10 protein-coding genes are annotated in these 24,405 nt (G+C 64.6%); 7 read left to right on the top strand and 3 right to left on the bottom strand.

What is annotated here, in order from left to right:
- Nucleotides 1-372: 372 nt before the first annotated feature.
- From OPIT5_27380 to OPIT5_27350, 7 genes are all read left to right on the top strand, one after another.
- Nucleotides 373-10,884 (top strand): filamentous hemagglutinin, encoded by a 10,512-nt coding sequence (locus OPIT5_27380; GenBank protein AHF93378.1) that lies wholly within the window; start codon nucleotides 373-375, stop codon nucleotides 10,882-10,884.
- A gap of 572 nt (nucleotides 10,885-11,456) precedes the next feature.
- Nucleotides 11,457-17,408 (top strand): hypothetical protein, encoded by a 5,952-nt coding sequence (locus tag OPIT5_27375; protein ID AHF94807.1) that lies wholly within the window; start codon nucleotides 11,457-11,459, stop codon nucleotides 17,406-17,408.
- Between the two features lie 161 nt (nucleotides 17,409-17,569).
- Complete coding sequence (locus OPIT5_27370) at nucleotides 17,570-19,384, top strand: peptidase S24 (GenBank protein ID AHF93377.1); 1,815 nt, start codon at nucleotides 17,570-17,572, stop codon at nucleotides 19,382-19,384.
- Between the two features lie 31 nt (nucleotides 19,385-19,415).
- On the top strand, nucleotides 19,416-20,123 hold the full coding sequence (locus tag OPIT5_27365) for a hypothetical protein (protein AHF94806.1): 708 nt from the start codon (nucleotides 19,416-19,418) through the stop codon (nucleotides 20,121-20,123).
- A complete protein-coding gene (locus OPIT5_27360) occupies nucleotides 20,120-20,299 on the top strand; it encodes a hypothetical protein (GenBank protein ID AHF94805.1) in 180 nt (59 codons plus the stop codon). Before OPIT5_27365 ends, OPIT5_27360 begins: the two co-directional genes overlap by 4 nt.
- Nucleotides 20,296-20,781 (top strand): response regulator receiver, encoded by a 486-nt coding sequence (locus OPIT5_27355; GenBank protein ID AHF93376.1) that lies wholly within the window; start codon nucleotides 20,296-20,298, stop codon nucleotides 20,779-20,781. Before OPIT5_27360 ends, OPIT5_27355 begins: the two co-directional genes overlap by 4 nt.
- Nucleotides 20,778-21,518 carry a hypothetical protein gene (locus OPIT5_27350; protein AHF94804.1) on the top strand — a complete coding sequence of 247 codons (741 nt, stop codon included), beginning with the start codon at nucleotides 20,778-20,780 and terminating at the stop codon, nucleotides 21,516-21,518. Before OPIT5_27355 ends, OPIT5_27350 begins: the two co-directional genes overlap by 4 nt.
- Before the next feature lie 303 nt (nucleotides 21,519-21,821).
- Here OPIT5_27350 and OPIT5_27345 read toward each other — a convergent pair whose 3' ends face one another.
- The 3 genes from OPIT5_27345 to OPIT5_27335 all read right to left on the bottom strand — a co-directional run bounded on the left by OPIT5_27345 (nucleotide 21,822) and on the right by OPIT5_27335 (nucleotide 24,184).
- On the bottom strand, nucleotides 21,822-22,154 hold the full coding sequence (locus OPIT5_27345) for a hypothetical protein (GenBank protein AHF94803.1): 333 nt from the start codon (nucleotides 22,152-22,154) through the stop codon (nucleotides 21,822-21,824).
- A gap of 111 nt (nucleotides 22,155-22,265) precedes the next feature.
- Nucleotides 22,266-22,445, bottom strand: a complete 180-nt coding sequence (locus OPIT5_27340; protein AHF94802.1) for a hypothetical protein — start codon at nucleotides 22,443-22,445, stop codon at nucleotides 22,266-22,268.
- Nucleotides 22,445-24,184, bottom strand: coding sequence for an ABC transporter ATP-binding protein (locus tag OPIT5_27335; GenBank protein AHF93375.1), 1,740 nt, complete (start codon nucleotides 24,182-24,184; stop codon nucleotides 22,445-22,447). The genes OPIT5_27340 and OPIT5_27335 overlap by 1 nt, the downstream gene beginning before the upstream one ends.
- Between the last annotated feature and the right edge of the window lie 221 nt (nucleotides 24,185-24,405).

Genomic DNA, 24,405 nt, shown 5'->3' with positions numbered 1-24,405 from the left:
TGGATCTGAAAATAACCGTAGCGCGGAGCTTCAGCCCGCGCGACGACGCGCAAGCGTCGCCCTCTGCGCCTCCTCCCATCCTCTGCGGTGTAATGATTTTATCACCACAGAGAGGGGAAGAAGGCACAGAGAAAACCAAACCATTGAACAGAAGTTAAGAAGATCACGAAGGCACTCCCGTTCACACCACACCACCCGCACCCGACACCTTTCTTTTTCAAAGAAGAAAATGCTGCATTCGCCCAACCCCCCTTCAACCACCAGCGAATCTTCGTCCCCTTCTTATCTTCTGTTCAATTTTTTCCCACCACAGAGAAGGGGAGCGGGCGCAGAGTCCAATCCCCTGGTAACGGGTCCCCGGCCACTTTCGACATGAAAAAACCACTCCTTTTGCATCTGTTTTATCTCTCCGTGGCGTTTACGGTATCGGTTGCGTTGTGGATGCCGTTGCCGGTCGAGGCGCGAAATATCCTGCGCGGCGGCGGAGCGCGGACCTCCCCGGGATCGGAGAACGGGCCGGCGGCGCAGACCCTGGCTCAGGAACAGCAGGCCGCGGCGGCGCAACGGAGCCGCGATGCCCTCGCCCGCACGACGCAGGCCATCCAGGCGATGCAGGCTGCCCAAGCGGCGGCGCGCTCGGCCGCGCAGGCCGCGGTCAGCACTGTCCCCAACGGCATGAAACCGGGCGGGCTCGTGGTGATGCCCGGCGCCACACCCGGCTCCGGCCTCTGGCTGGGAGCGGCCGCGCCGGTAGAAACGGTCGAGGGGAACCGCGCGCTGGTCACGGTGAAACAGGAGCAGCAAAAGGCGATCCTCACCTGGGAGAGTCTGAATGTGGGCAAGGAAACCACGCTTTACTTTGACCAGACGGCGGGCGGGGCCGATGCCGGCGAGTGGATCGCCCTCAACCGGGTGACCGGAGCCTCGGCCTCGCCGAGCCGGATTCTCGGTCAGATCAAGGCCGAGGGGCAGGTTTACATCGTCAACCGGAACGGCGTCATCTTCGGTGGATCGTCGCAGGTCAACGTGCACACCCTGCTCGCCTCCAGCCTCGATTTCCGGGGGGCGACGGTAGAAGCCCGCAACGAGGCATTCCGGCTGGGCATCGCGTTCGACGATCAGCGCCTCTACACCTTCGGCACCGACGGCGGCACGGGGGTCCATGCGCCCGACGACGGCGTGTTCGTGCAGGCGGGCGCGAAGATTGTCAGCAACGGCGAGGGAGCGGTATATCTCATCGGCCACAATGTGGCCAATGCCGGCGAGATTTCCGCCCCGGACGGGCAGGTGGTGATGGCGGCAGGCGAGCGCGTCTGGATCAGCCGGAACTGGCTAAATGGTCATGACGAAGACCGGACCGATCCGGATCTGCGCGGCGTGCGCGCTGCGGTGCAACTCGGCGGCATGGCAACCAACACCGGCCTCGTTTCCTCCGACCGGGGCAACATTACGATCACCGGAAAATCGATCCGCAATGACGGCGTGCTGGCCGCCACGACTTCCTCCAAGGCCAACGGCTCAATCACGCTCCTCGCCGGCGACGGCGCGGCCAACAATACGCTCTGGTGGGTATGGCCGACCGTCTTTGGCGACATCACCCTGGCCGAGGGCAGCCTCCTCGCCGTCACACCTGACGACAGCGCGGGCACGGCCATGGCCAGCCAGTACCGGCCCTCGAGGATCGATCTCATCGGCCAGACGATCCTCATGGAGGAGGACGCCCGGATCTACGCGCCTGGAGCGACCGTCAACCTCTTTGCCCGGACCAACGACGCCAACGCCACGGCGGCGAACGACCCGTCGTTCATCTGGCTGGCCGACGGTGCGGAGATCTGGCTGGCCGGCCTGCAGGAGGTCGAGGTGGCGATGGAGCGCAACACGATCACCGGCGAACTTCGGCTCGACGAGTTGAAGGACGCGCCGCTGCTGCGCGAGGGGCCGCTGCGCGGCAAGAAGGTGAAGGTCGATCTCCGCCGGGGCACCACCCTCGCCGACCTCTCCGGTTATTACGGGCTGATCGAATACGGTGTGGAGGAACTGATGACGGGCGGAGGCACACTCCGGCTCGATGGCGGCACCCTCGTCACCCGCCCCGGGTCGCTCATCGACCTTTCCGGCGGCAGCCTGCGCTATCTCGACGGCTACGTGACCAGCACTCGCCTGCTCGGCGCCGATGGCCACGTTTACGACATCGCCACGGCCAGCCCGAACATCGTGTATGCGGGAATCTACGACACCTACCGGCGTTTCGAGCAGGGCTACCTCGAAGGAAAAAACGCCGGCTCGCTCATCATCGGGCCGCGGGTGGGGCCAAACAACACCAGCGAGATCGCTAACCAATATGGTCCCGGAATGCGCCCGTATTTTGTGGCGCTCGAAGGAGCGCTGGTCGCCGAGACCACGACCGGCCGTTATCAGCGCGAGCGCTACACGACTTCAAGGACACCGCAACAGGCCTGGAAGCAGCTTCCGCAAGCGGCGACCTTGGCTGTCGGCTACACAGACACCCTGGGGCGGGCACGCGGGCGGAATATCACCATCAGCGACGAAACGGCGGTCCTGCCCGCCGGTTTCGAACCCGGCATGTTGCCGGATGCCGACCTTGCCGGCAGTCTCCTGCTGCCTGCCCGATGGTTCGACGGCCACACATTCGGCATCGTCAACCTTGTCAGCGGCATTGGTGGTGGCGATCTGTTCATCGAACCGGGCGTCACGGTCAACTTGGGCGCTTTCGGATCCTTCAGCTTTACCGGAAGCCATGCGCAGATCGATGGCTTGATCGTGTCTCCCGGCGGCTCGGTCTCCCTTCTCGCCAATCTTCCAAAAGGTTATTATGAAGTCACCTCCGCCTCGATCGACTGGAGGGCGCTGACCGAGGAGGAGCGCCCTTGGATCCGGCTGGGCGAGGGCGCGGTGATCGATGTAAGCGGCCTGTGGATCAACGAACGGCTGGGCGGGATGTCCGTGACGACCCCGCTGGCCATTCACGGCGGTTCGGTGAGTCTCAAGACCGTGAACGACCTGATCCTGGGTGCCGATAGCGTCATCGACGTAAGCGGTGGCGGGCGGCTGACGACCGCCGGCAAGGTAACGTCGGGGAATGCCGGCAGTATCCTGCTGCAGAACGATATCCTGCCCGATCAGGGGCGGGGTTTTTCATGGGTGCCATCCACCCTGCAAGGTGTGTTCGATGTCATGCAGGCGGAGTTGCGCGGCTACGCCCTCGGCGCGGGCGGCAGCCTGAGTCTGGGGGCCTCGCGGGCGATCACGATCACCGACGATCCGCCGGAGGAAACCGGCGTGTCGGCCACCGACATGCTCTACCTGTCGCCGGACTTTTTCCGGCAAAACGGCTTTGCCTCCTACGCGATCGGCGCAGCCGGCGACCTCATTGTGACGGCAGGCACGGTGATCGAGCCCTTGACCCTAAGCTATATCCTGGGTGCGGCGGCCTGGTCCCTGCCGACGGGCGGTGATCTCGGGTCGGTGCTGACAGTCGATTACCTCCCGGAGATCCTGCGATCACCGATGAACATCAATCTCGCTAACGGTCTGCGCGATACCAGCGGCAGGCTGGTTACAACAGATTCCGAGATCAATGCTACAAGTGCACTAACCGGTAATCTGATCGTGGAGAGCGGAGCGCAGATACTCATGGACTCCGAATCATCAATTTCCCTTTATACAGCACGCAACCTGTTTGTGAATGGCATCCTCTCGACTCCAGGTGGATCTATCAAGCTTGGCATCAGAGATGGAAGTAGTGGCGTTGCTCTAAAGTTGGGAGCGGACGCCCGTTTGCTGGCACCCGGTTACGTAAAAACAACGCTGGATGGCAACAGTGTACCGGTTCGCAGCGTCGAGGCAGCCGGCAGCGTATCGCTGACGGTCGCGGCACCTTTGCTAGGCCAGAGGGTTTACCTTTTCACCGACCTCGGCTCTGTCATCGACGTGTCGGGCGTCGTCGGCACGGCCGATCTCAACCGCACCAAGGGCGGCCTGCTCGGTTCGCGCAGCGCGTATGTGGCGCAAACCGTGGGGAGCGACGCCGGTTCGCTCTCGGTCTCGAATTTTTCGGGGGGCTATCTCGCCGGGCGGATTGATGCCGCTCCGGGGTCGGCCTCGGCGGCCGGCGGTCTGGTCTCTGTCAGCGCGGGGCATTATGCCTCCTCCCTGACTAGTGTCGCCGGCCTCCTGCTGACGGACCGGTTAACCAACCGTGCAACGGGCGAGGCCCTGTTTCCCACGGTCGAGGCGTCCACTCCCATCCCCGAAGCTTGGGCGGGCACGCTCGCAGTGTATACCGGAGCGTTGCAGGCAAGCGGAGCCGACCGGCTGGTATTCTCGTCTCCCCGGCAGGTGGCCTTCGATGGCAGCCTCGTTCTGGAGGCCGGTCGCTCGCTCACGTTCAACACGCCGGTGCTGGGTATTGCGGCCGCCGCTCCGGCAGAGGCCGAAATCCTGATCGCGGCGCCTTATGTCCGTTTCGGCGCCTTTCCTGGCGAAGGCAATTACGATACCCCGTCGCCCGATATCCCGTCTGCCTCGCCGTCGCTGCTCGGTCAACTGACGGTCAACGCCGGGCTGATCGACTTTTACCAGACACTCGATCTCGGCGGCAACGGCTTGGGCGCCTTTGCCGAAGCCCGGTTTGTTTCGACCGGTGACATCCGGCTGACGATGGGGACAAGTAGCTGGATGGCAGGCCGCCTGCAATCGCCGGGCGCACTGGTTCTGGAGAGCGCCCAGACCTATGTGACGACAGCCAGTCAGCTGCGGGCGGACAACCACGAAGGCTTTCTCCTCCAGTCAGGACAGTCGGTCACCTTTCTCGGCAATGGCAGTGCTGCACCGGTGCCATATTCGTTCGGCGAAACCCTGACCGTGCGTGCGCCCGACATCGTGCAGGCCGGCGTGCTGCGCGCCCCGCAGGGGAAAATCAACCTGGAGGCCACCCGTTCTCTCGCGCTCGCGCCGGGCAGCCTGACCTCGGTCTCGCTGGAGGGCCGGGTCGTGCCGCTGGGAACGGCCACGGCCGGGCTTGTCACCGGATATAGCGAGGCCGGATATGCGCCGGCCAAGGCCATCACCTTGGGCGGGCCGGAGGTTGACGTGCAGGCGGGCGCGGTGGTCGATCTCTCCGGCGGCGGCGACCTGTATGCTTACGAGTTCATTCCCGGCAACGGCGGTTCGAGCGACATTCTGAACACGGCCGGCATGTTCGCCCTCCTGCCCGGCTACACCAGCCACACGGCTCCGGTTTACGGAAGCGGCGGTTTTTCATCCTCGGGCTTCGGTGTGGGCGACAGCGTTTACCTCTCGGGGGTCTCGGGGTTGGCCGATGGCGTCTATACCCTGCTGCCGGCGCACTACGCGCTGCTGGAGGGCGGGGTGGCCATCCGGATGCTCTCGACGGGTTACGATGCCTCGGCCTCGGTCACCGCGACCCGCCTGGACGGGGCGCAGCTCGCGACCGGCTACCGGCTGGTGGCAGGCACCTCCGTCCAGGACAGCGCGAAGTCGCTCTTCCTCGTCATGCCGCAAGCGGTGGTGCGCCAGTATAGCGACTACACCGATATCCGTTTTAACGACTATGCGGCCGATCTCGCCTCGGCGGCGGGCATCGTCACCCCCCGCCTGCCGGCGGATGCGGGCACGCTCACGCTCGCGGCCACCGGCACGCTCGCACTCAACGGCACGGGCCGCTTTGGCGCGGAGGAGGGCGGGCTGCTCGGCAACGTGGATATCGCCGCGCTCAGGATCGCCCTGCTCGGCAGCGGCCAGGAAGCGCCCGACGCTTCGTACTTGGTGCTCGATTCCACCCAGTTTTCCAACTTCGGCGTCGGCAGCCTGCTGCTCGGAGGCACCCGCTCGCAGGCCGCCGCCGGCACGCAGGTCAACGTCTCGGCCACCGACATTTATATCGCCAACGATGCCGCCTCGGCGCTCGTCCTGCCCGAACTCATCCTCGCGGCTAAGGGTACGATCGACATCGCCGCCGGCAGCGTGATCCGGGCGGAGGGTGCCGTCTCCGCCGACACCACCCCGCTGCTCTTCGCCGCTACCGGTATCCAGGCGGATGCCGACAACGGCGCGCTGCTGCGCCTCTCCACCGGCGACCGCATCGCCACCAGTCGCACCCGCACCACGACCGGCAGCGGCCGGCTCGTCATCGGCGACGACGTCGTGCTCTTCGCCACCGGCTCCATGATCCTCGACGGCACGCGCTCGGTCGAGACGGGCGCCACGACCCTCCTCGACACTCCGCAACTCGACCTGTCCAGTTCGCAGGTGAGCATCGGCGACGCGCCGGACGGGACCGGAGGGCTGGTGCTGAGCGAGGCCACGCTGGAGGCCTTGGGCGCCTCGCGCAGCCTGCTGCTGCGCAGCTACGGCAGTATCGACTTTTATGGCACGGTGACCCTGGGCGGCCGGGATGAAAACGGGCAGCCCGGTCTGGAATCGCTCATCTTCGATGCTGCCGGCCTGCAAGGCTTCGGCGGCGAGGGTGACACGGTGACGATCACCGCCCGCGAACTCGACCTGCGCAACACCTTCGATGTGGCGGCGGGCTCCGGCGCCTCCGGCACGGGCGCGCTCGCGCTGCACGCGGAATCCCTCGTGCTGGGCCCTGGTGCGAGCCGGATCGACGGTTTTGCGACCGTGACCGGCGTCGGCGACCGGGTGACGGCGACCGGCGTTGGCTCGCTTACGGTCGAGGCTCCGCTGACCCTCGCCACCGACCTGCTCACCGCCGGCAAGGCGTCGGATTACCGGATCGCCTCCTCCGGCGCGGTCATCGTCTCCGGCGGACGCGGCACGGACCAGGAGCCCGCGGAGGCGGGCGGGCGGCTGCTCGTCACCGGCACGGAGGTGACGCTCGACACCCTCGTCAGCCTGCCTGCCGGCATTTTCGAGGCGCAGGCGACCACGGGCGATCTTGTCCTGGGCGATCACGCCCGCCTTCTGGCCCGGGGCACGGCCACGACCTTTTATGATATCGTCAAGGTGGCGCCGGGCGGCACGCTCCGCCTCACCGCCGACGCGGGCGACGTGACCGTGGCCGGCGGCGCGGTACTCGATGTCTCCGGCAGCGCGCAGGGAGGCGACGCCGGTCGTATCGAAATCACCGCTACGCAGGGCCGCGCCACGCTGGCCGGAACTTTTTTTGGGGGCGCGGCGGAGGGCTACGCGGGCGGCAGCCTCGTGCTCGATGCCGCCACCCTGGCGGACTGGACCGGCCTCAACGCCGCGCTCAACGACGGTGGCTTCGATGCGGAGCGCAGCATCCGGTTGCGCAACCAGGCGATCACCCTCGGCGCGGGTGAGGCGATCACCGCGCACGACGTGCTCCTGCAATCCGACGCCGGCCGGGTGACGGTCAACGGCGCGATCCTCGCCAACGGTACCACCGCCGATTCCGACGGCGGCACGGTGCGGCTGACCGGTGGCGACGGCGTGACGATCGGGGGCACAGCGCGCATCGAAGCCTCGGCGCTCGACAACATCGGCGAGGATTTCCCGGCGCAAAGCGGCCGGGTCGAAATCACCGCCGCGGGCGGCAGCGTGGGCATCGCCTCCGGAGCGGTCATCGCTGCGACTGGCGGCGCGAGTGGCGGCGGTTCGGTTGTCGTCACCGCGCCCCGCACGGGCGACGACCTTGCGGTCACGCAGCTCGGCGCAACCATCACCGCCCGCGAACTGATCGTGCGGGGCGAGCAGGCCTATGACTACAGCGCCGCCGGCACGGTCGGCACGGCGGACTACGCCGCCATGCTCGCCGAAGCCGCAACCTGGATGGACAACGCAGGCGCCATTCACGCCCGCCTGGGCAACGCGCAGGCGGAAATCCAGGCGGGTATCCGTGCCGCCAGCACCGGAGATCTTACGATTACCAACGACCTCGACCTGCACGACCATCGCTACGGAGCGGAGGCGGCTCCCGGCGCGCTCACGTTTTCGGCAGGCGGGAACCTCTTCGTCAACGGCAGCATCAGCGACGGGTTCTCCACAGCCATTGCTTCGACTGGCGCGCTTCTCGCCGGCCGCTCGTGGGACCTCGCCTTCGAGAGCGGTGGAGACATTACGCTGGCCGCTGGCAAACTCATCCGCACCGGCACGGGCGATATCGCCGTGCGAGCGAGGCGAGACCTGATCCTCACCGATACCAAATCCGTCATCTACACGGCCGGCCAGCGGATCGCGGATGAAGCCGGCTTCATCCGGGGAAGCCGCGTCGGCGACTACCCGGTCAATGGCGGCAATGTCACAATCACCGCGGGCCGCGACATCACCGCGCCGCTCACCCAGGATTTCGTCACCGGCTGGCTCTGGCGCTACGGATATGCCGATACTTCGAACGGATCGAGCACGTCGCAAATGACGGTGGCAGAGCAGACGAGCTGGTCGGTGGTTTTCGCCAACTTCGAACAAGGCATCGGCGCCCTCGGCGGCGGCAACGTGGCCATCACCGCCGGGCGCCATATTCACGATCTGGCCGTGGCCCTGCCCACCACCGGCCAGCAGACTGCGGCGGTCGGCTCCCCGGTACTCTCCGGCGAAGTGGTGGTGCGCGGAGGTGGCGACCTCTCGATCCATGCCGGTGACGACATCTACGGCGGCGTCTACATGTTGGGTCGCGGCGAGGCCGCCATCGTGGCTGGCGGCGCCATCACCTCGGATCGCCAGAGCTATCAGCGCCGGACAGGGACTGCAGTCACTTCCGGCGCAGCTTCCGACTATGTGCTCAAGGACATCCATGCGCTCTTCGCACTCATGGATGCCTCGTTGTCATTGCAGGCCCGAGGAGACGTGGAGATCGAGGCCATCGTCGATCCGATGATTATCCCGGTCATTACGCCCAATATTGTCGGCGGACTCCTCGGTAGAAGTTCGTTCTTCTTCAGCTATACGGATCGCACGGCAGTGGACGCCGTTTCCATCAGCGGCGATCTGCTCTATTATAACAACCCCTATGCCGGCGCAGATCTGGCGTGGAACAATACTGCCCGTCCCATCTATCAGCGGATGTCCCTCACGGCCACCCCGATCACGACTGCACATGTCGCCCGCGATTATCTGTTCCTGCCCGGCACGGTGAAGTTTGCCTCGTTGCAAGGTGACATCGACCTGCTGGCCTATTATACGAGCAACACCAACCACGCCTTCCGGCTTGCCCCCAGCCCGGTTGGCACGCTCGACCTGCTGGCAGCGGGCTCCTTTTCCTCTGACACGCCCATCCTGATGATGGATGTGGCTCCGGAATACCTGAGGACGACCATTGCCCCATTCAGGACCGGAAGCAACAATCTGATAGTTCAGTCGTCGGATTTTCACGGCGCGTCTACCAACTACGGGCGCGGGACCGTTCCTTTGCATCGCGGCGATGCCGTTCCCGTCCACATTTACACCTTGGAGGGCTCGCTCGACGGTCGTTATCCGCTGAGCTTGCGAATCGACCTCCCCAAGTCTGCCTGGATTCGATCGGGAGACGATATCCATTACCTCACCCTGACCGTGCAGCACAACCAGGGATCCGATCTCTCCTTGGTGGAAGCGGTGGGAGACATCGTGGCTCCCACCGTGACGATCCTGGGCGAAGGCAGCCTCTGGGTGGAGGCCGGGGAAAACCTGGTTGTCAAGCCGATCGGCAGCATCACCAGCGCCGGCAACATCACTACCTTGGCCACGACGCTCGGCGGAGGCAGTTCCTCCACCGTCAATATCTCCAATCTCGCCCTCAAGAACCTTGGCGCTTCACTGACGTTGGTAGCCGGGGTTGGTGGCGGGACGGAATATGAAGCGTTTGCAGCCACTTATCTGGATCCGAACAACACGCAGGGCGTGGTCCGTACCTACCTGCCGGAGCTGCGCGCCTGGATGGCGGAGCAAGGGTCGGACTACGGTGAGCCTCTCTCCGACGCTGACATGGTTGCCGCCTTCGAGGCGCTGCCGGTTGAACGCCGCCGCCCGTTTTTGCTCGATGTCTATTTCACGGAACTGAAGGAAACGGGCATCGACGTGAACGATCCGGACAATCCCCGTTATGGCAGCTATCGTCGGGGATACGAGGCAATTGCCTCGCTGTTTCCTGAAGAACGAGGACGAGAAGGGATCGTCAATTTTTACGGTAACCCGATCACCACAAGGGCAGGCGGAGACATCACTGTGTTGGCACCCTACGGGCAGATCCTCATCGATGAACTCGGTCACTCCGGCGGGCAAAACGGGGTGGTCACACAAAAAGGCGGGGCCGTACGCATGATGTCGCATGGCGACATTGCCTTGGCCAACTCGCGGGTTTTTACCCTGCAAGGCGGCGACCTGGTCATGTGGACCTCCTACGGCGACATCACTGCCGGCGCCGGGTCCAAGACCCGCGCGGTGGCCCCGGCCCTGCGCTTCGTCCTCGACAACGACGCCAACGTACTGCTCAACGCCAGCGCGCTCCAAACCGGCTCCGGTATCGGAGTTCTGGATGCGGCGCGATCCGGTGCGGTGACGAGCCGGCTCGACCTGATCGCGCCCGAGGGCACGGTGGATGCGGGCGACGCCGGCATCCGCTCCGTGGGCGACCTCAACATCGCGGCGCTCCACGTCATCGGCGCGGACAACATCTCGGCGGGCGGCACCGCCACCGGCGTGCCCCAGGCGGCCACACCCAATCTGGCCGCCATTGCCGCGGCCAGCGACACCACCGGAGCCATGGCCAGCGCGGCCGACGAGACGGTGCAGCGGCAGCGCGGCGCCCCGGCGGCCCAGCCACTGCCCACCTTCTACTCCATCGAGGTGATCGGCTACGGAGGCGATGCCGACGATGCCCTGGAGGCTGCGGCCCCCTCCGATGGTCACCTCACCGCGCAGGCCATTTTTTCGAAATACTGAGATGATCGACCACAGAGACACAAAGACACGGAGGCACCCTCAAACCTCCCTTCATGCAGAGAGATCGGCCTCTGCGCCCACTCCTCGTCTCTGTGGTGCAAATTCATTACACCCCGTCGGCGGCGGCTCCCTCTGTCACGCGGTCGTCCGTGCTGCTTTCATTGTGACCACGGATTACCTGGAGCAACTGCGCCGCAACCGAGGGGTAGCCCACGAAACACACGAAAGAACACGAAAAACAAACCATCGGATTTCTGTCTTTCTTTTCGTGTCCTTTCGTGTGTTTCGTGGGCAAAATTCATGGGCTGAGGGGGAAATCTCTACCGAGAGAAATCCCCAAACCGTTTTAGCCGCAAAAGAGCGCAAAGGGTCTTGTCGCAGGGAAACCCTCCATGGCGCCTATAGGCGCCACGCCACGTTTCATTTTCATGGAGATATTTGCGCTCTTGTCAGACTGTCGCTTCGCTCGGTACGCGGCCAAAAAATCCGTCCTTGGCGGCCTTTGCATCCTTCGCGGTCACCCCGTTCCGCACCACCAACCCTGAACCCTGAACACTAACTTTTCCTCCACTATGAACACCATCCGAAAGCACAAAAAACTCACCGGGTTGACGACCACCGTCGCCTATGCGGCGCTGGCGTTGAGCACGTTCCCGGGCAGTCTGGTCGCCGCACCGGCGCTGCCCTCGGGCGGCCAGGTCACCGCCGGCCAGGCGACGATCCACCCAACCGGCGCGTCCTCGTTGCAGGTCAGCCAGTCCTCCCGCGCCGCTATCATTCAATGGGGCGACTTCTCCATCGGGCAAGGCGGCGCCGTCCACTTCGCCAACGGCTCCGGCGCCACGCTCAACCGCGTGACCGGCAGCCTGCCATCGCGGATCGACGGTTCGCTTACTGCCACCGGCAGCGTGTACCTCGTCAACCGGGCCGGCATCGTTGTCGGCAGCGAGGGCCGCATCGACACCGGCGGCAGTTTTGTGGCTTCCACGCACGATGTGGCCGACGCCGCTTTCCTCGCCGGCGGCGACCTGACCTTCGCCGGCACGGGCGATGCCCTCGTGGTCAACGCCGGCAGGATCGGCTCGCTCGGCGGCGACGTGGCGCTCATCGCCCGGCGGGTCGAGAACACCGGCGCGATCACCGCGCCGCAAGGCACGGTGGCGCTCGCCGCCGGCTACGAGGTGCTGGCCCGCGACCATGCGCTCTCCGACGGCAAGTTTCTCGTGCGTATCGGTGGATCGGATACGGTTGCGCTCAATGCCGGCGCGATCGAGGCTGCCGCCGCCGAACTGAAGGCCAACGGCGGCAACGTCTATGCCCTCGCCGGCAACACGACCGGCATTGTCCGGGCCACCGGCATCGACCTGTCCGGCGGTCGCATCATTTTCGACGCCGGCAACACCGGCTCCGTCGAACTCGCGGGCCAGATTGCAGCCGTAGGGGCGTCGCTTGCGACGCCCGCGAATGCAGAACCGGGCGACGAACCACAGGCGGCAGGCTTCGCAAGCAAAGCCCCTACACCCGGCGGCACGATCACTGCCACCGGCGCCACCATCACCGTCCGCTCCGGCGCCACGCTCGATGCTTCCGGCACGACCGGCGGCACGATCCTGCTCGGCGGCGACTACCAGGGCGGGAAAAACTCCGCCAGCAACTTCGCCGATCAGGCGCTCGCCACCGCCGCGACGACCACCGTCGAGGCCGACGCCAGGCTTCTCGCCGACGGCTCGGTCGGCGACGGCGGCCGCATCGTCGTGTGGGCCGACGACCTCACCACCTATGCCGGCCACCTCAGCGCGCAGGCTCTCGGCGCGACGGGGGACGGCGGCTTCGCCGAGGTCTCGGGCAAGCGTCTTCTCGCCTTCAACGGTACCGCCGACCTGAATGCCGCGCACGGCGCGACCGGCACGCTCCTGCTCGATCCTTACGACATCACCATCAGCAATGACCCCGGTAACCACGGCACGATCGGCGGCGACGGCACCTATACGGCAACCGATACATCGGTTCTCAACGTCAACACGCTGCTTACGGCGCTGGCCAACGCCAACGTCACCGTCACCACCAGCGGCGCCGGTTCCGATGCCGGCAACATCACGGTGGCGGATGCGCTCACCTGGACGAGCACCCGCACGCTCAGCCTCATGGCCGACAACAATATCTATATCAACGCTCCGATCACTGCGGTCAACGGCGGGCTGACATTGAGCGCGCGGGGTACGGCGGTCACCACAGGCAGTGGCAACAGCATCAGGACGACGATCCCGGAAGGGAGCATCCTGACGTCGGACAACGGCCACATTGATGTCGGTACGTTCATCCTGAACAAGGGCACCTGGCTGCAGAATAGCGCCAACCTGACGTTGTTCATGGCGCGCGACTTCCGTATCCTCGGCGCAGGTGCTACCGAGGCAGATGCGGCGTTCTTCCTGCGCTATGCCGGAGGCACGGGTGCCAATGCGGCCAATGCCTACCAGATCGTGGACATCTATGGCCTTCAGGGCGTCGGGGGCGGGCTGAATAACGGCGCCATCAACCGCGCGATGTTAGGCACAAACAGACACAGCAACACGCAGATTGTCTACTATTCGCTCGCTGCCAATATCGACGCAGCTATTACGGCAAGCTGGAATCCCAGTGGAGAGGAGGCCTTCTCCGGCTTCATCCCGATCGGATGGGATACCACATTTTACGGAAATTTCGATGGTCGAGGCCACGCTGTCAGCAACCTCTATATTGATAGAGTGGGAACAGGGACTCAGCATGTCGGACTGTTCGGCAGTGCTGGAGCAGGGGCGGTCGGGTCCGGCAACAGTCTCGGCCTGATCAACAACCTCGGCCTGATCAATGCCTATGTACGAAACAGCGGCGGAGGCCTTTCATTCACAGGCGGAATCGTCGGGTCGTACGGCAGCAGCACCAGCCGCACGCTCACCAATCTGTGGTCGATCAACAGCACGGTCATTGGGTCCGGTAACGCCACCGGCGGGCTATTCGGATCGCTCGGTGTCGGTTTGCAGTATTCGTCCGCGGACGGCGGGTCGGTGCAGGGTGCGAACATTGTCGGAGGAATCGCAGGCCAGCTCGCCGGAACAACCACTGGTTCTATCAGGATATCGTTCTCGTCCGCTTCGGTGACCGGGTCGGGGGACTATGTTGGCGGTCTCGTCGGAAGCAATGCGGGACAGATTTCAAACAGCTACGCCACCGGAGCGGTGACGGGGAACGATTTTGTCGGCGGCCTCGTCGGCGACAATACCAACGCGACGGGCGTTACATCCAGCTATTCGACAGGGCTGGTCACCGCAGTGCAGGGATCATTCCATGTCGGCGGTTTTATGGGTGGAACGCCCAATACCACCAGCACCACTGCGGGCAACGGCAATTACTGGGACATCGAGACCTCGGGACGGACGAATGGCACCACCAATAGAGCAACTGCGTCCACCACCGACGTGCCGACAGCCGCTACCGGCATCTCCAGCGATCAGCTGAAAGATCCCGAGAACTTCGCTACCTGGGGATGGAGAGCTGACCTCTGGGCGGCGCCCGACGGCACCCACGCGCCGGAGCTGTGGGGCGTCAACGTGGTGCGCGTCACGCCGGATGATGTCATCTCGATTTACGGCGACGATCCGAACGCCGCGCTGACCGCTGCCTATGACTTCGGCACCAACACCGCACTCACGTCGGCGTCGGTCAACACGCCCGCAACGCTGGTTACCCCGGCGACGTCGAGTTCGGACGTCGGCACCTATGACATCACCGTCAACACCGCCAACCCGGTGGTCGCTAACGGCCGCACGATGCGCGTAATCTCCGGCGGCAACGGAACCCTCACCATCACCCCCGGTTCGATTGTCAAGGACGTGATCTACGACTTCACCGGCAACACGGTGACGGGCTGGATTTACGGCTCCGACAACAAGGGTGGCATCACTTGGACGCTCAAGGACGGCGACACCCTGCTGACCGAAGGCGAGCACAAGGTAAAGGGCGTGCTTGGCCTCAAGAATGCCTCCGATGAGGTCATCACCTGGGCCTCCTTGCTCAACGCCGGCGACTACAAGCTGTTCATCAGCGGACTCGAAGGAGACAATGCGGGCGACTACCGCATCGCCGACACCGGCCACATGCCCGGCTCGCTGACGGTGAGCCAGGCGCCGCTTACGCTCAAGGCGAACGACGGCCTGACCAAGGTCTATGGGAATGCCTTCACGTCCGAAGGACTCTTGGGCGAGCACTTCAGCATCACCGGCGGCCAGCTCTACGGCACCGACACCGTCACCGGCGTGACCCTGACCAGCGACGGCGCGGCGGTCACGGCCGGCGTCAACGGCGGCACACCTTACACCATCACCGCCGCCAACGCACAAGGTATGGGCCTGTCCAACTACGAGATCACCTACACGCCCGGCGCCCTCACCGTCACCCCTGCCACGCTCACGATTACGGCCAACAACCTGACCAAGGACTTCGGGCAGACGTTCACCTTCAACGGCACGGAGTTCACCGTCACCGGACTGAAAAACGACGACGAGGTGACCTTGACCACGCTGGCCAGCGACGGCGCGGCCGCCGGTGCGGCGATCGACACCTGGGACATAGTCATCAGCAATGCCATCGGCACCGGCCTGGACAACTACACGATCGATTATGTGCCCGGCACCCTGACCGTGAGCCCCGCGTTGATCGACGTCACCTACGCCTTCGGCTCTCCCTACACCTGGAGCTACGGCGACACGCCCGGCACGATCGACTGGACGCTCGACGGCCTGCTCGGCGGCGACGCCGACACCGTCACCGGCGTGCTCGCGGTGAAGAACAGCGGTGGCGCGACCGTCACGCTCGACGCCCTGCTCAACGCCGGCGCCTACACGCTGACCATCGGCAGCCTCACCGGCGAAAACCACGAGAACTACCGCATCGCGGCCACGGGCAACACGCCTGGCTCGCTGGTCATCACGCCCCGCGTGCTGACCATCGCCACGCAGGGCACGATTGTCGACACGAGGGTTTACGACGGCACCACCGCCATCGCAGTCCTCTCCCACGGTCTCCTCGCCAACGTCGTCAACGGCGACAGCGTGGCCCTCGCGCTCACTGCCGCCTACGGCGACAGGAACGTCGGTGAAGGCAAGGCTGTCACCGGGTCCTATGCCCTGGCCAACAACGACGCCGGCAACTACGTGCTCGCGGAAGGCATCGCCTTCAGCGGCACGGCCGCGATCACGCCCGCCACGCTGACCGTCGGCACCCAAGGCACCGTGGCCGGCAAGGTTTACGACGGTACCACTGCCGCCACGGTCGCCACCCACGGCGTGCTCGCCGGCCTGTTCGGCGACGACGAGGTGACCCTCACTCTCGGCGGTCTCGCCTTTGCCGACAAAAACGCCGGCACCGGAAAAACTGTCACCGGCGCCTACACGATCAGCGGCGACGACGCGGGCAACTACACCTTTACGGGCAATGCCTTCACCGGCACCGCCACGATCACGCCGAAGCAACTGACCGTCGGCGCGGCCGGCACCGTCGCGGCCGACAAGGTCTACGACGGCCTGCTCGCCATTGGCGTCCTGACCCACGGCGAACTCTCCGGCGTTGTCACCGGCGACACCGTGACCCTCTCGCTCGGCAACACACAGTTCGCCGACAAGAACGTGGGCAACGGGAAAACCGTGACCGGCCTGTACGCGCTCGGCGGAACCGATGTCGGCAACTACACGCTGGCGAGCACGGCCTTCACCGGCACGTCCTCGATCACGCCGGCGTCGCTGACCATCGGCACGCAGGGCACCCTCGCCGGCACGAAGATCTACGACGGCACCACCGCCATCGAAATCCTTACCCACGGCGCCGTCGCCGGCCTGATCGGCAACGACAGCGTGAGCCTCGCGCTGGCCGCCGCCTATGCCGACAAGAACGTCGGCGCAGCGAAGGACGTGACCGGCACCTACACGCTCGGCGGTGCGGATGCGGGCAACTACACCCTTGCCGACGCGACCTTCGCGGCCACCGCGGCCATCGAGAAGGCCGTCCTCACCTACATCGCCAATCCGGCCACCCGTGCCGAGGGCACCGCCAATCCGGCCTTCACCGGCATGGTGACCGGCTTCGTTGCCGACGAAACACTCGCCTCCGCCACGACCGGTTCCCTGGTGTTCACGAGCCCGGCCGGCGAATTGTCCGCTCCCGGCAGCTACGCGATCATCGGCTCCGGTCTGGAGGCGCAGAACTACGTCTTCGTCCAGGCCACCGGCAACGCCACCGCGCTGACGGTCACACCCGAAACGACTGCCGACGAGATCCTGGCGGAGTTTCTCCGCGACAATCCCGTCCACTACGAAACACCGGCCGGCACCGATACCCAGCCTGCCCTTGAAAAACTCCTCGAACAGTTCTCCGGAGAGGAAAAGCAGGAGCCGGCCCCCGGCAGCCTGACCGGCGGACAGGAAGACGAACAAGACATCCATCCCGACAACCGCGACCTCGGCCCCTGGCTCAGGATCGCCTCGCTCAAATAACATCAAGTGGCGCGGGCGTCCCGCCCGCAACGTGGCATGGGCATCCTGCCCATGAAGTGGCACGGGCTTCCAGCCCGTGACCCCCGCCCGGCAGGGTCGGGAACAGACCAGACACCCTGCCACATCTTTTTTCAGGAAACCGACAAACCGCTCACCACATCATGACCTCCGAAACACGCATTTCCGCGAAGACGCTCGCGCTCTTCGCCGCCGCCCTGGCCGCGCTCGGCGCTGGCGCCGCGCCGGTCCACGCCCAGCCTGCGCCGGCACGCACACCCATCGAGCGTAACGAGCCGCCGGCTCCGTCGCGCAGCACACAGCCGGCCATCCAGCTCGACCAGCAGGACCAGCTTGCCAGCTCGAACGATGCCACGCCGCTCGGAGCCAACGTCACCGGCATCCGGCTGCTCGGCCCGGACGAGAGCCCCGATCCGCAACCGCCCGCCGGCATCACGGTTGGCGCCATCGCCGGTGCTTCCGTTGCCAATCTGCAATCCGCACTCACGCCTTTTCTCGGAAAACCGCTCTCGCGCAAACTCATCAGCGACGCGCAGGCCGCCGTCGCCAAGGTGTACCGGGATTCGGGATACCCGTTCGTATCGATCACGCTCCCGCCACACGACGCCACCGGCGGCACGTTCCAGCTTCGCGTGGTCGAGTTCCGTCTCGGCAAGGTCGCCGTTGGCGGCGCCGATGACAGCACCGATGAAAAACTCGCCCGCGACCTGCGCGTGAGCGGCGGCGACCGGATCGACGCCCGCCGCCTCGAAGAGGACCTCGACTGGCTCAACCGCAACCCGTACCGGCAGGTGCAGGGCGTCTTCGCCGCCGGCGACGAACTCGGCACGAGCAATCTCCAGCTCACTGTCAGCGAACAAAAACCCTGGCAAATTTTTGGCGGTTACTCGAACACCGGCACCTCCTCGACCGGCAAGGACCGCTACTACGTCGGCGCGGCCGGCGTGCTCCGCCCGCTCAACAACACGCTGGTCTCGTACCAGTTCACCGGCAGCAACGATTTCTGGAAGCATCCGTCGGGCATCTCGCTCGGCGACGACCGCCCGCGCTACCTGAGCCATTCGGGACGGATCACGATCCCGACGCTCCCGCGCCAGGCGATCGAGATCGCCCCCAACTTCGTCGCCCAGACCACCGAAAGTTCGCAGCTTGGCGGCCTCTTCCAGACGCACACCGAGAGCGACACCTGGGAAATCCCCGTGCTCTACCGCACGGCGCTCTCGAACCTTTTCCCCGGCCACTACCTCGGCGATCTGACCGTGGGTGTCGAATACAAGCACAGCACGCGCGACTCGCACATCGAGTTTGCCGGGCTGCCCATCGATGGAAAATCCGACGTGGATGTATTCCAGATCGTGCTCGGCTGGGCTCACGAACTGCGCGACCGGCACGGGGCGACCAGTTTTGACCTGCGGCTGAAGGGCAGCCCCGGCGGCGTGCCCGGCAACAACGACGACGAGGATTTTGCCACCTACACCGGCGGCCGGGTGGACAACGCGACTTACCTGTATGCGGCGCTCGACGCCTCCCGGGTGACGACCCTGCCCGGCGGGGTCAACTGGGTGATCCAGTTCAGCGGCGTGCTCGCGGGTGATCCGTTGCCGGATACCGAGCAGATCGCGCTCGGCGGTTATTACGCCGTGCGCGGCTACACGCTCGACGACGGTGCGGTGGACACGGGCTTCTCGCTGCGCAACGAACTGCGCCTGCCCTCCGTCAGCCTCGTCTCCTCCTGGCGCGACAGTCTTTCTCCGTATCTGTTCGTCGACTACGGCTGGGGCGAACAGAAGGATACCGGGCAGGACGACGTCAAGCTGTTCAGTGTCGGCGGCGGCGCGGACTACCGGGCAGGAAAGCACCTCTCGATGGGCGCGGCGGTCGGCTTTGCGATGAAGGACGCCGCCATCACCGACAAGGGCGACGCCACCTTCCACTTCCGGGTGTCGCTCAGTTATTGAGCAATCCCGGGTAACGCATTTTCCGATACTCATGACCACACGACCCGACCACCTCCCGCAAACGCTGCTCTGGGGAGCCGTGGACATGATCCTGCGGCACCGCAGATACGGGCTTGTCATGAGGCGGCTGGGGCAGGGGCCGCGAGAGAGGGCGGAGCTCTCCCGGCGCATTCCCGGGATGACCGCCTTCGGCCTGCTGCAACTGCTCCGGGTTCTCGAGCAGACGGGGCTGGTGGATTCCGTCGAACCTGTGCCCGGATGCTCCGGGAAGCGACATGGGCTCACGCCGCGGGGGCACGGACTGAACACCCTGCTCGACGTTGTCCGGGGAATCGATGCGGTCATCGCTTCGTCGCCACGGGCGACGGTGCGGGTGATGGCGCGGCAGCGCGGCCCCGGCAACCGGAAGCCGGTGGCGACCGCGGGAGCGTCCCTGTTGCGGAAGGTCATCCGCCACCGGGGCGCGCGGGAGATTCTTTTGTGGATCACTCTGGACCCCTTCACGTGGGAGACGCTTCGCGCTGATCTGCGGAGAAGGCATCCGGCCTGCCTCAGGGACGCATTGCGCTTCCTGGTCAGGTGCCGGCTCCTGTCGCAGACGCGTGTGCGGCCGGGTCATCCGTGCCGGTACAGGATAACGGAGCTGGGCATGCACATTCAGGGATTTATCGAGCAGACCACCGATCTGGCCCGTGCGCCGGTCGGGGAAACATTTCCGGAGGAGACGACATTTTTATGAAAGCAGGCATCATGACAGAACGGGCTTTGGAAAACATCACATTCCGGCGGGTGGCGATCATCGCCTTTGTGGCGGGGATGATCGCGTTGGGGATTTTCCATGAGTATGAAAACACGGGCGCCGGGCTCCGGCAGAGCGTCGGAGTTCGCGCGACGGAAGGACCGGTGCTGCCATGAAAACCGGCCAGGGTGACAAACCTGTTGCGGGCCGGGCATGCGTTCCGGCGGCGCCGCTGCGGCTGCTCCATGTGGAATCACACTGGTTGTCGCGCAAGGTGCTGTGGTGGCTGATGAAAGACGTGCCCTGCGGGTGGACGCATGCGGGCAGCGCGGGCGAGGCGGTGGCGCTGGCCGTGCCGCAGGACGGGGCGGCGGCGCCTTTCGATGTCATCATTGTCGATCACGAGCAGACGGAAGACGATTCCGGGCTGCGCGTCGTGCGGGCGTTGCGCGAGGCCGGCCATGACGGACCGGTGATTGCGGTCACGGTGGATGAAATCACGGACATCGAAAAAAAACGTTACGCCGACCTGGCCGCATTGCTCCTGTTCCTGTCACCCGGAAACGTGGACGCGCTGAAAACCGCGGTCGCCGGAGTCGTGGCGGACAGGACGGATCCCCGGCAGGAGGGGAGGGGAGATAGCGGAGAAAACCAATGAGCACCGACACGCCGTCTCCGTTAGCGCCGGCCGGAAGTTTGCGGCGGATCCTCGATCTGATGCTTCGCAAGCAGGCTTACCTTTCGCAGTTCCGGCAACTGGGCGATGGGCCGGCCAGCCCGGCCGATCTGGGGTACGTACGCGGGGAATTGCGAAACACGATGACAGGCAAGCTGGTGATCGCGCTTCTGCAGGAGGGGTTTGCCGAAACCTCCGGGTCCGACCGGAACCCGCTGCTGACCCGCTACCGGCTGACGAAGCGGGGACGACGTCTGCTGACCCTGCTTGGCGATCTCGAATGGCTCGACATCATTGCGGGCGCTCCCGTCCCCTCCGATCCGAAGCGGCGGTTGGTGCGGGCAGCTTTCGGCGGGCGGGTGAGCGCGAGTGCGCGGATGATTCGCCGGCTGCTCCGGGTGCGCGGCGCGCCGGTGTTTCTGGCCAGAATGCCGGTGAGCGCGTCATTCACGACGGAGGACATGAGGCGCCTGATCCCCGGAATGTCGCCGGCCGGGGTGAACGCCATGCTGCGTCTTTTTGTCAAACAGGGGCTGCTGTCGAGGTCGCGTTTCACGCAGTTTTCCCGGAGCCGTTACGAACTGACCGAGCCGGGTCTGGAGATGCAGGCGTTTTTTACACGCCTCGGGCAACTGGATGGCCGGGAGAATGTGGAGGAGATGCCGGATACGGATGAGAGCGACTGGCAGGGAGCCGGAGCGGAGGGTTTTGCCTCGTGAGGCGTCGCGGAATGATCGGGGGGGCGACTCCGGATGCAATGGTTTCGGGAAGGCCGGGCATGGGCCGTGCCGGTTGCCACACCGGTTGTATCTGTTATCTGGATATGCGCGACACATCCGGCGCTCATGCGCGGGGGGGGAGAGGGCAGACCGGGCCCATGACCGCGTTTCGGTATTCCTTTCTCGCGGAGAATGCCGGACAGGAGCGATCCCCGGTCTGCCCGCTTTACTGCTCGTCCGGGTCCGGAGCTTGCGCGAGCCGGCCGGGCAGAATTAACACGAATGACACATTGCCCGACGCGATCAGGCCTTGGGGGATTTTGCGCGCTCTTTGGTCGGTGTTTTCTTCTTCGGCGCAACAGCCTTGCCACCCTTCGCGGCCTTTTTGCCGGTCGGGGAACTCGCCCTGATCACCTTGTCTGCTTCTTTTTTGAGATGCTTGAGCACCTTGCGGGCCTGTTTGGCTGCCGCCTTCGCATCCGACAGGGTCTTGCGGACCTTTTTGAGAGCGGCCTTGGCGGCATGGACCTGCGCCTTGGCAGCCTCGTAGTCCCGCAATGCCTTTATCGCTTCCCGTTCGAGTTCAGCAGCCTTGTCGGCGGTTTTGGTCGATTTGTTTTTTTTGGTTTTGCTCATGGTATCTGGTTTCCCGGGTTGAGTGAGCGTCGCCGGGCAACTGCCTGGAAACAGCTCGGATTGTTACCTGTCCGTAACACATCAGTCCCCCTGCCAGCAAACCTTGTAATGTTACATTTTCGGGGGGTAGTCGCCGGCAGGCTTCTGTTTCTCGCGCCGTTCGGCAATGCGCTCCGTGCCGGATTTCGCAGCATTCTTTGAAGACAGCCCTTGGGGTTTCTGCTGAAACTTTTCCGGCCCGGCCGGCGACTCCGCCCGAAAGAGAGACCGAAGAGGCTCCGGCGCATTCATCACCGTTCGCCAATCTGCTGCCGCCACATCGCGTAATAGAGGCCTTTGTTCGCCACCAGCGTCTCATGGTCGCCCGCTTCCACGATCCGGCCTTTTTCCAGCACAAAGATGGTGTTGGCGTGCAGGATCGTCGAAAGGCGGTGGGCGATCAGGATCGTGATGCGTTCGCTGGAGCGGGAGACTTCCTTCACGGTGTCGGTGATTTCGTCTTCGGTGAGGGAATCCAGGGCCGAGGTGGCTTCGTCAAAGATGAGCAGGCGCGGGTTGCGGATCAGGGCGCGGGCGATGGCAATCCTCTGTCGTTCGCCGCCCGAGAGCTTCATGCCGCTTTCGCCGATGGTCATGTCCAGACCTTTCTCCGTCCGGTGCACGATCCCCATCGCAGCGGCCCTGTCCAGGGCGTCCAGCATTTCCGCCTCCGTGGCGTCGGGCTTCACGAAGGACAGGTTGTCCCGCAACGTGCCGGAGAAAAGCTGGGTCTCCTGCGTCACGAGACCGAACTGCCGCCGCACCGGGTTGAAACGGATGTCCTGGGTGGAAATGCCGTTGTAATAGATCTGCCCCTCCACCGGCTTGTACAAGCCCACCAGCAGTTTCACCAGGGTTGATTTTCCGGACCCCGAGGGGCCGACAAACGCAATGGTGTCGCCCGCCTTGGCTTCGAGGGAGATGTTGTCGATGGCGTTGGTGCCGGAGCCCTGATGACGGAAAATCACCTGCTCGAAACGAAGATGCTGGATGGGGCCCGTCTCGATGGGCGTTTCCGGATTGGTCTCAACGGGCCGATGCATGAGCGCATCATAGGTTTGCAGGGAGGCGTCGGCTTCCCGGTAAAAGAGGATGATGTTACCCAGATCCTGAAGCGGCATGAAGATCTGGGCGGTGATGGCCTGCATGGCAATGAGCTCTCCGGGCGCCAGCAGTTTCCTGAAGATAAGCCATAGCAGAATGAACAGAATGGACTGCTTGAGCAGGCTCAGCGTCGCGCCTTGCATGAACGACAGCGTCCGCACCCGGCGAACTTTTGTCATTTCCAGGCTGAAGATCTGCCGGGTATGCTCGCGCAGCCGGCGAATTTCCTGAAAGGTTAGCCCCAGGCTCTTCACCAGCTCGATGTTTCGCAGCGACTCGGTAATCACGCCTGACATTTTGTTGGTCTCCCGGTTGATGCTGCGCTGGAGCGCCTTGATCTTGCTGCTCAGCAGTCCCGTGAGTCCGCCCAGCACGAGAATACCGATGACGAAGACCGGCACCAGCGCCCAGTGCCGGGTGATCGAATACCAGACAAGGAATCCGACGCCCACCAGCGAGGAGAACAGGATGTTGATGAACGCGTTGATGAATCGCTCCGTATCCGTCCGCACTTTTTGCAGAATCGACAGCGTTTCGCCGCTGCGCTGACTCATGAATTCCCGGTAGGAAAGACGGAGTGTCTGCCGCAGCCCGTCGTTGAAGATCTGCATGCCGAATTTCTGCACCACCAGCCGCACGACGTATTCCTGGATCGCTTTCGCCAGTCTCGCCCCCAACGCCACCGCGACGGCCAGCGCCAGCAGGGTCAGCGCCCCGGAGATCAGTTCTTCCTGGGTTCTGGTGTCCTGCTGCAGCGCATACTCATCGATGATCTTTCCGAAAATGATCGGGTCCACCAGGCTCAGCACCTGCGCCAATCCGGCCAGGAGCAGGGAGAGAAAAATGAGCCATCGGTAAGGTTTTAAATACGTCCAAAGAATTTCCATGTGCGAACGAAGCGAGGAGAGGGCCGTCTCTCTGTAAAAGAAAAGAATCCCGCCGATCAACGCGCTGCCAATGGAAAAACTCCGGCCGCCGCGTGTCCGCCGCCGCCTCGCTGTCCTGGCCGGGCTGCATGGCGTAGACCTTGGCTTGCGCGGGACGCAATCCAAGGGGGAGCCTTTATCGAAATCGCGGCAAGCCGGGCCTCCCGAACGCGGCGTTGAAG

The sequence above is a fragment of the Opitutaceae bacterium TAV5 genome (genome assembly GCA_000242935.3).
Lineage (GTDB): Bacteria > Verrucomicrobiota > Verrucomicrobiia > Opitutales > Opitutaceae > Geminisphaera.
Note: the sequence above shows the minus strand (reverse complement) of the source record. Positions and strands in the feature narration are given on the sequence as shown.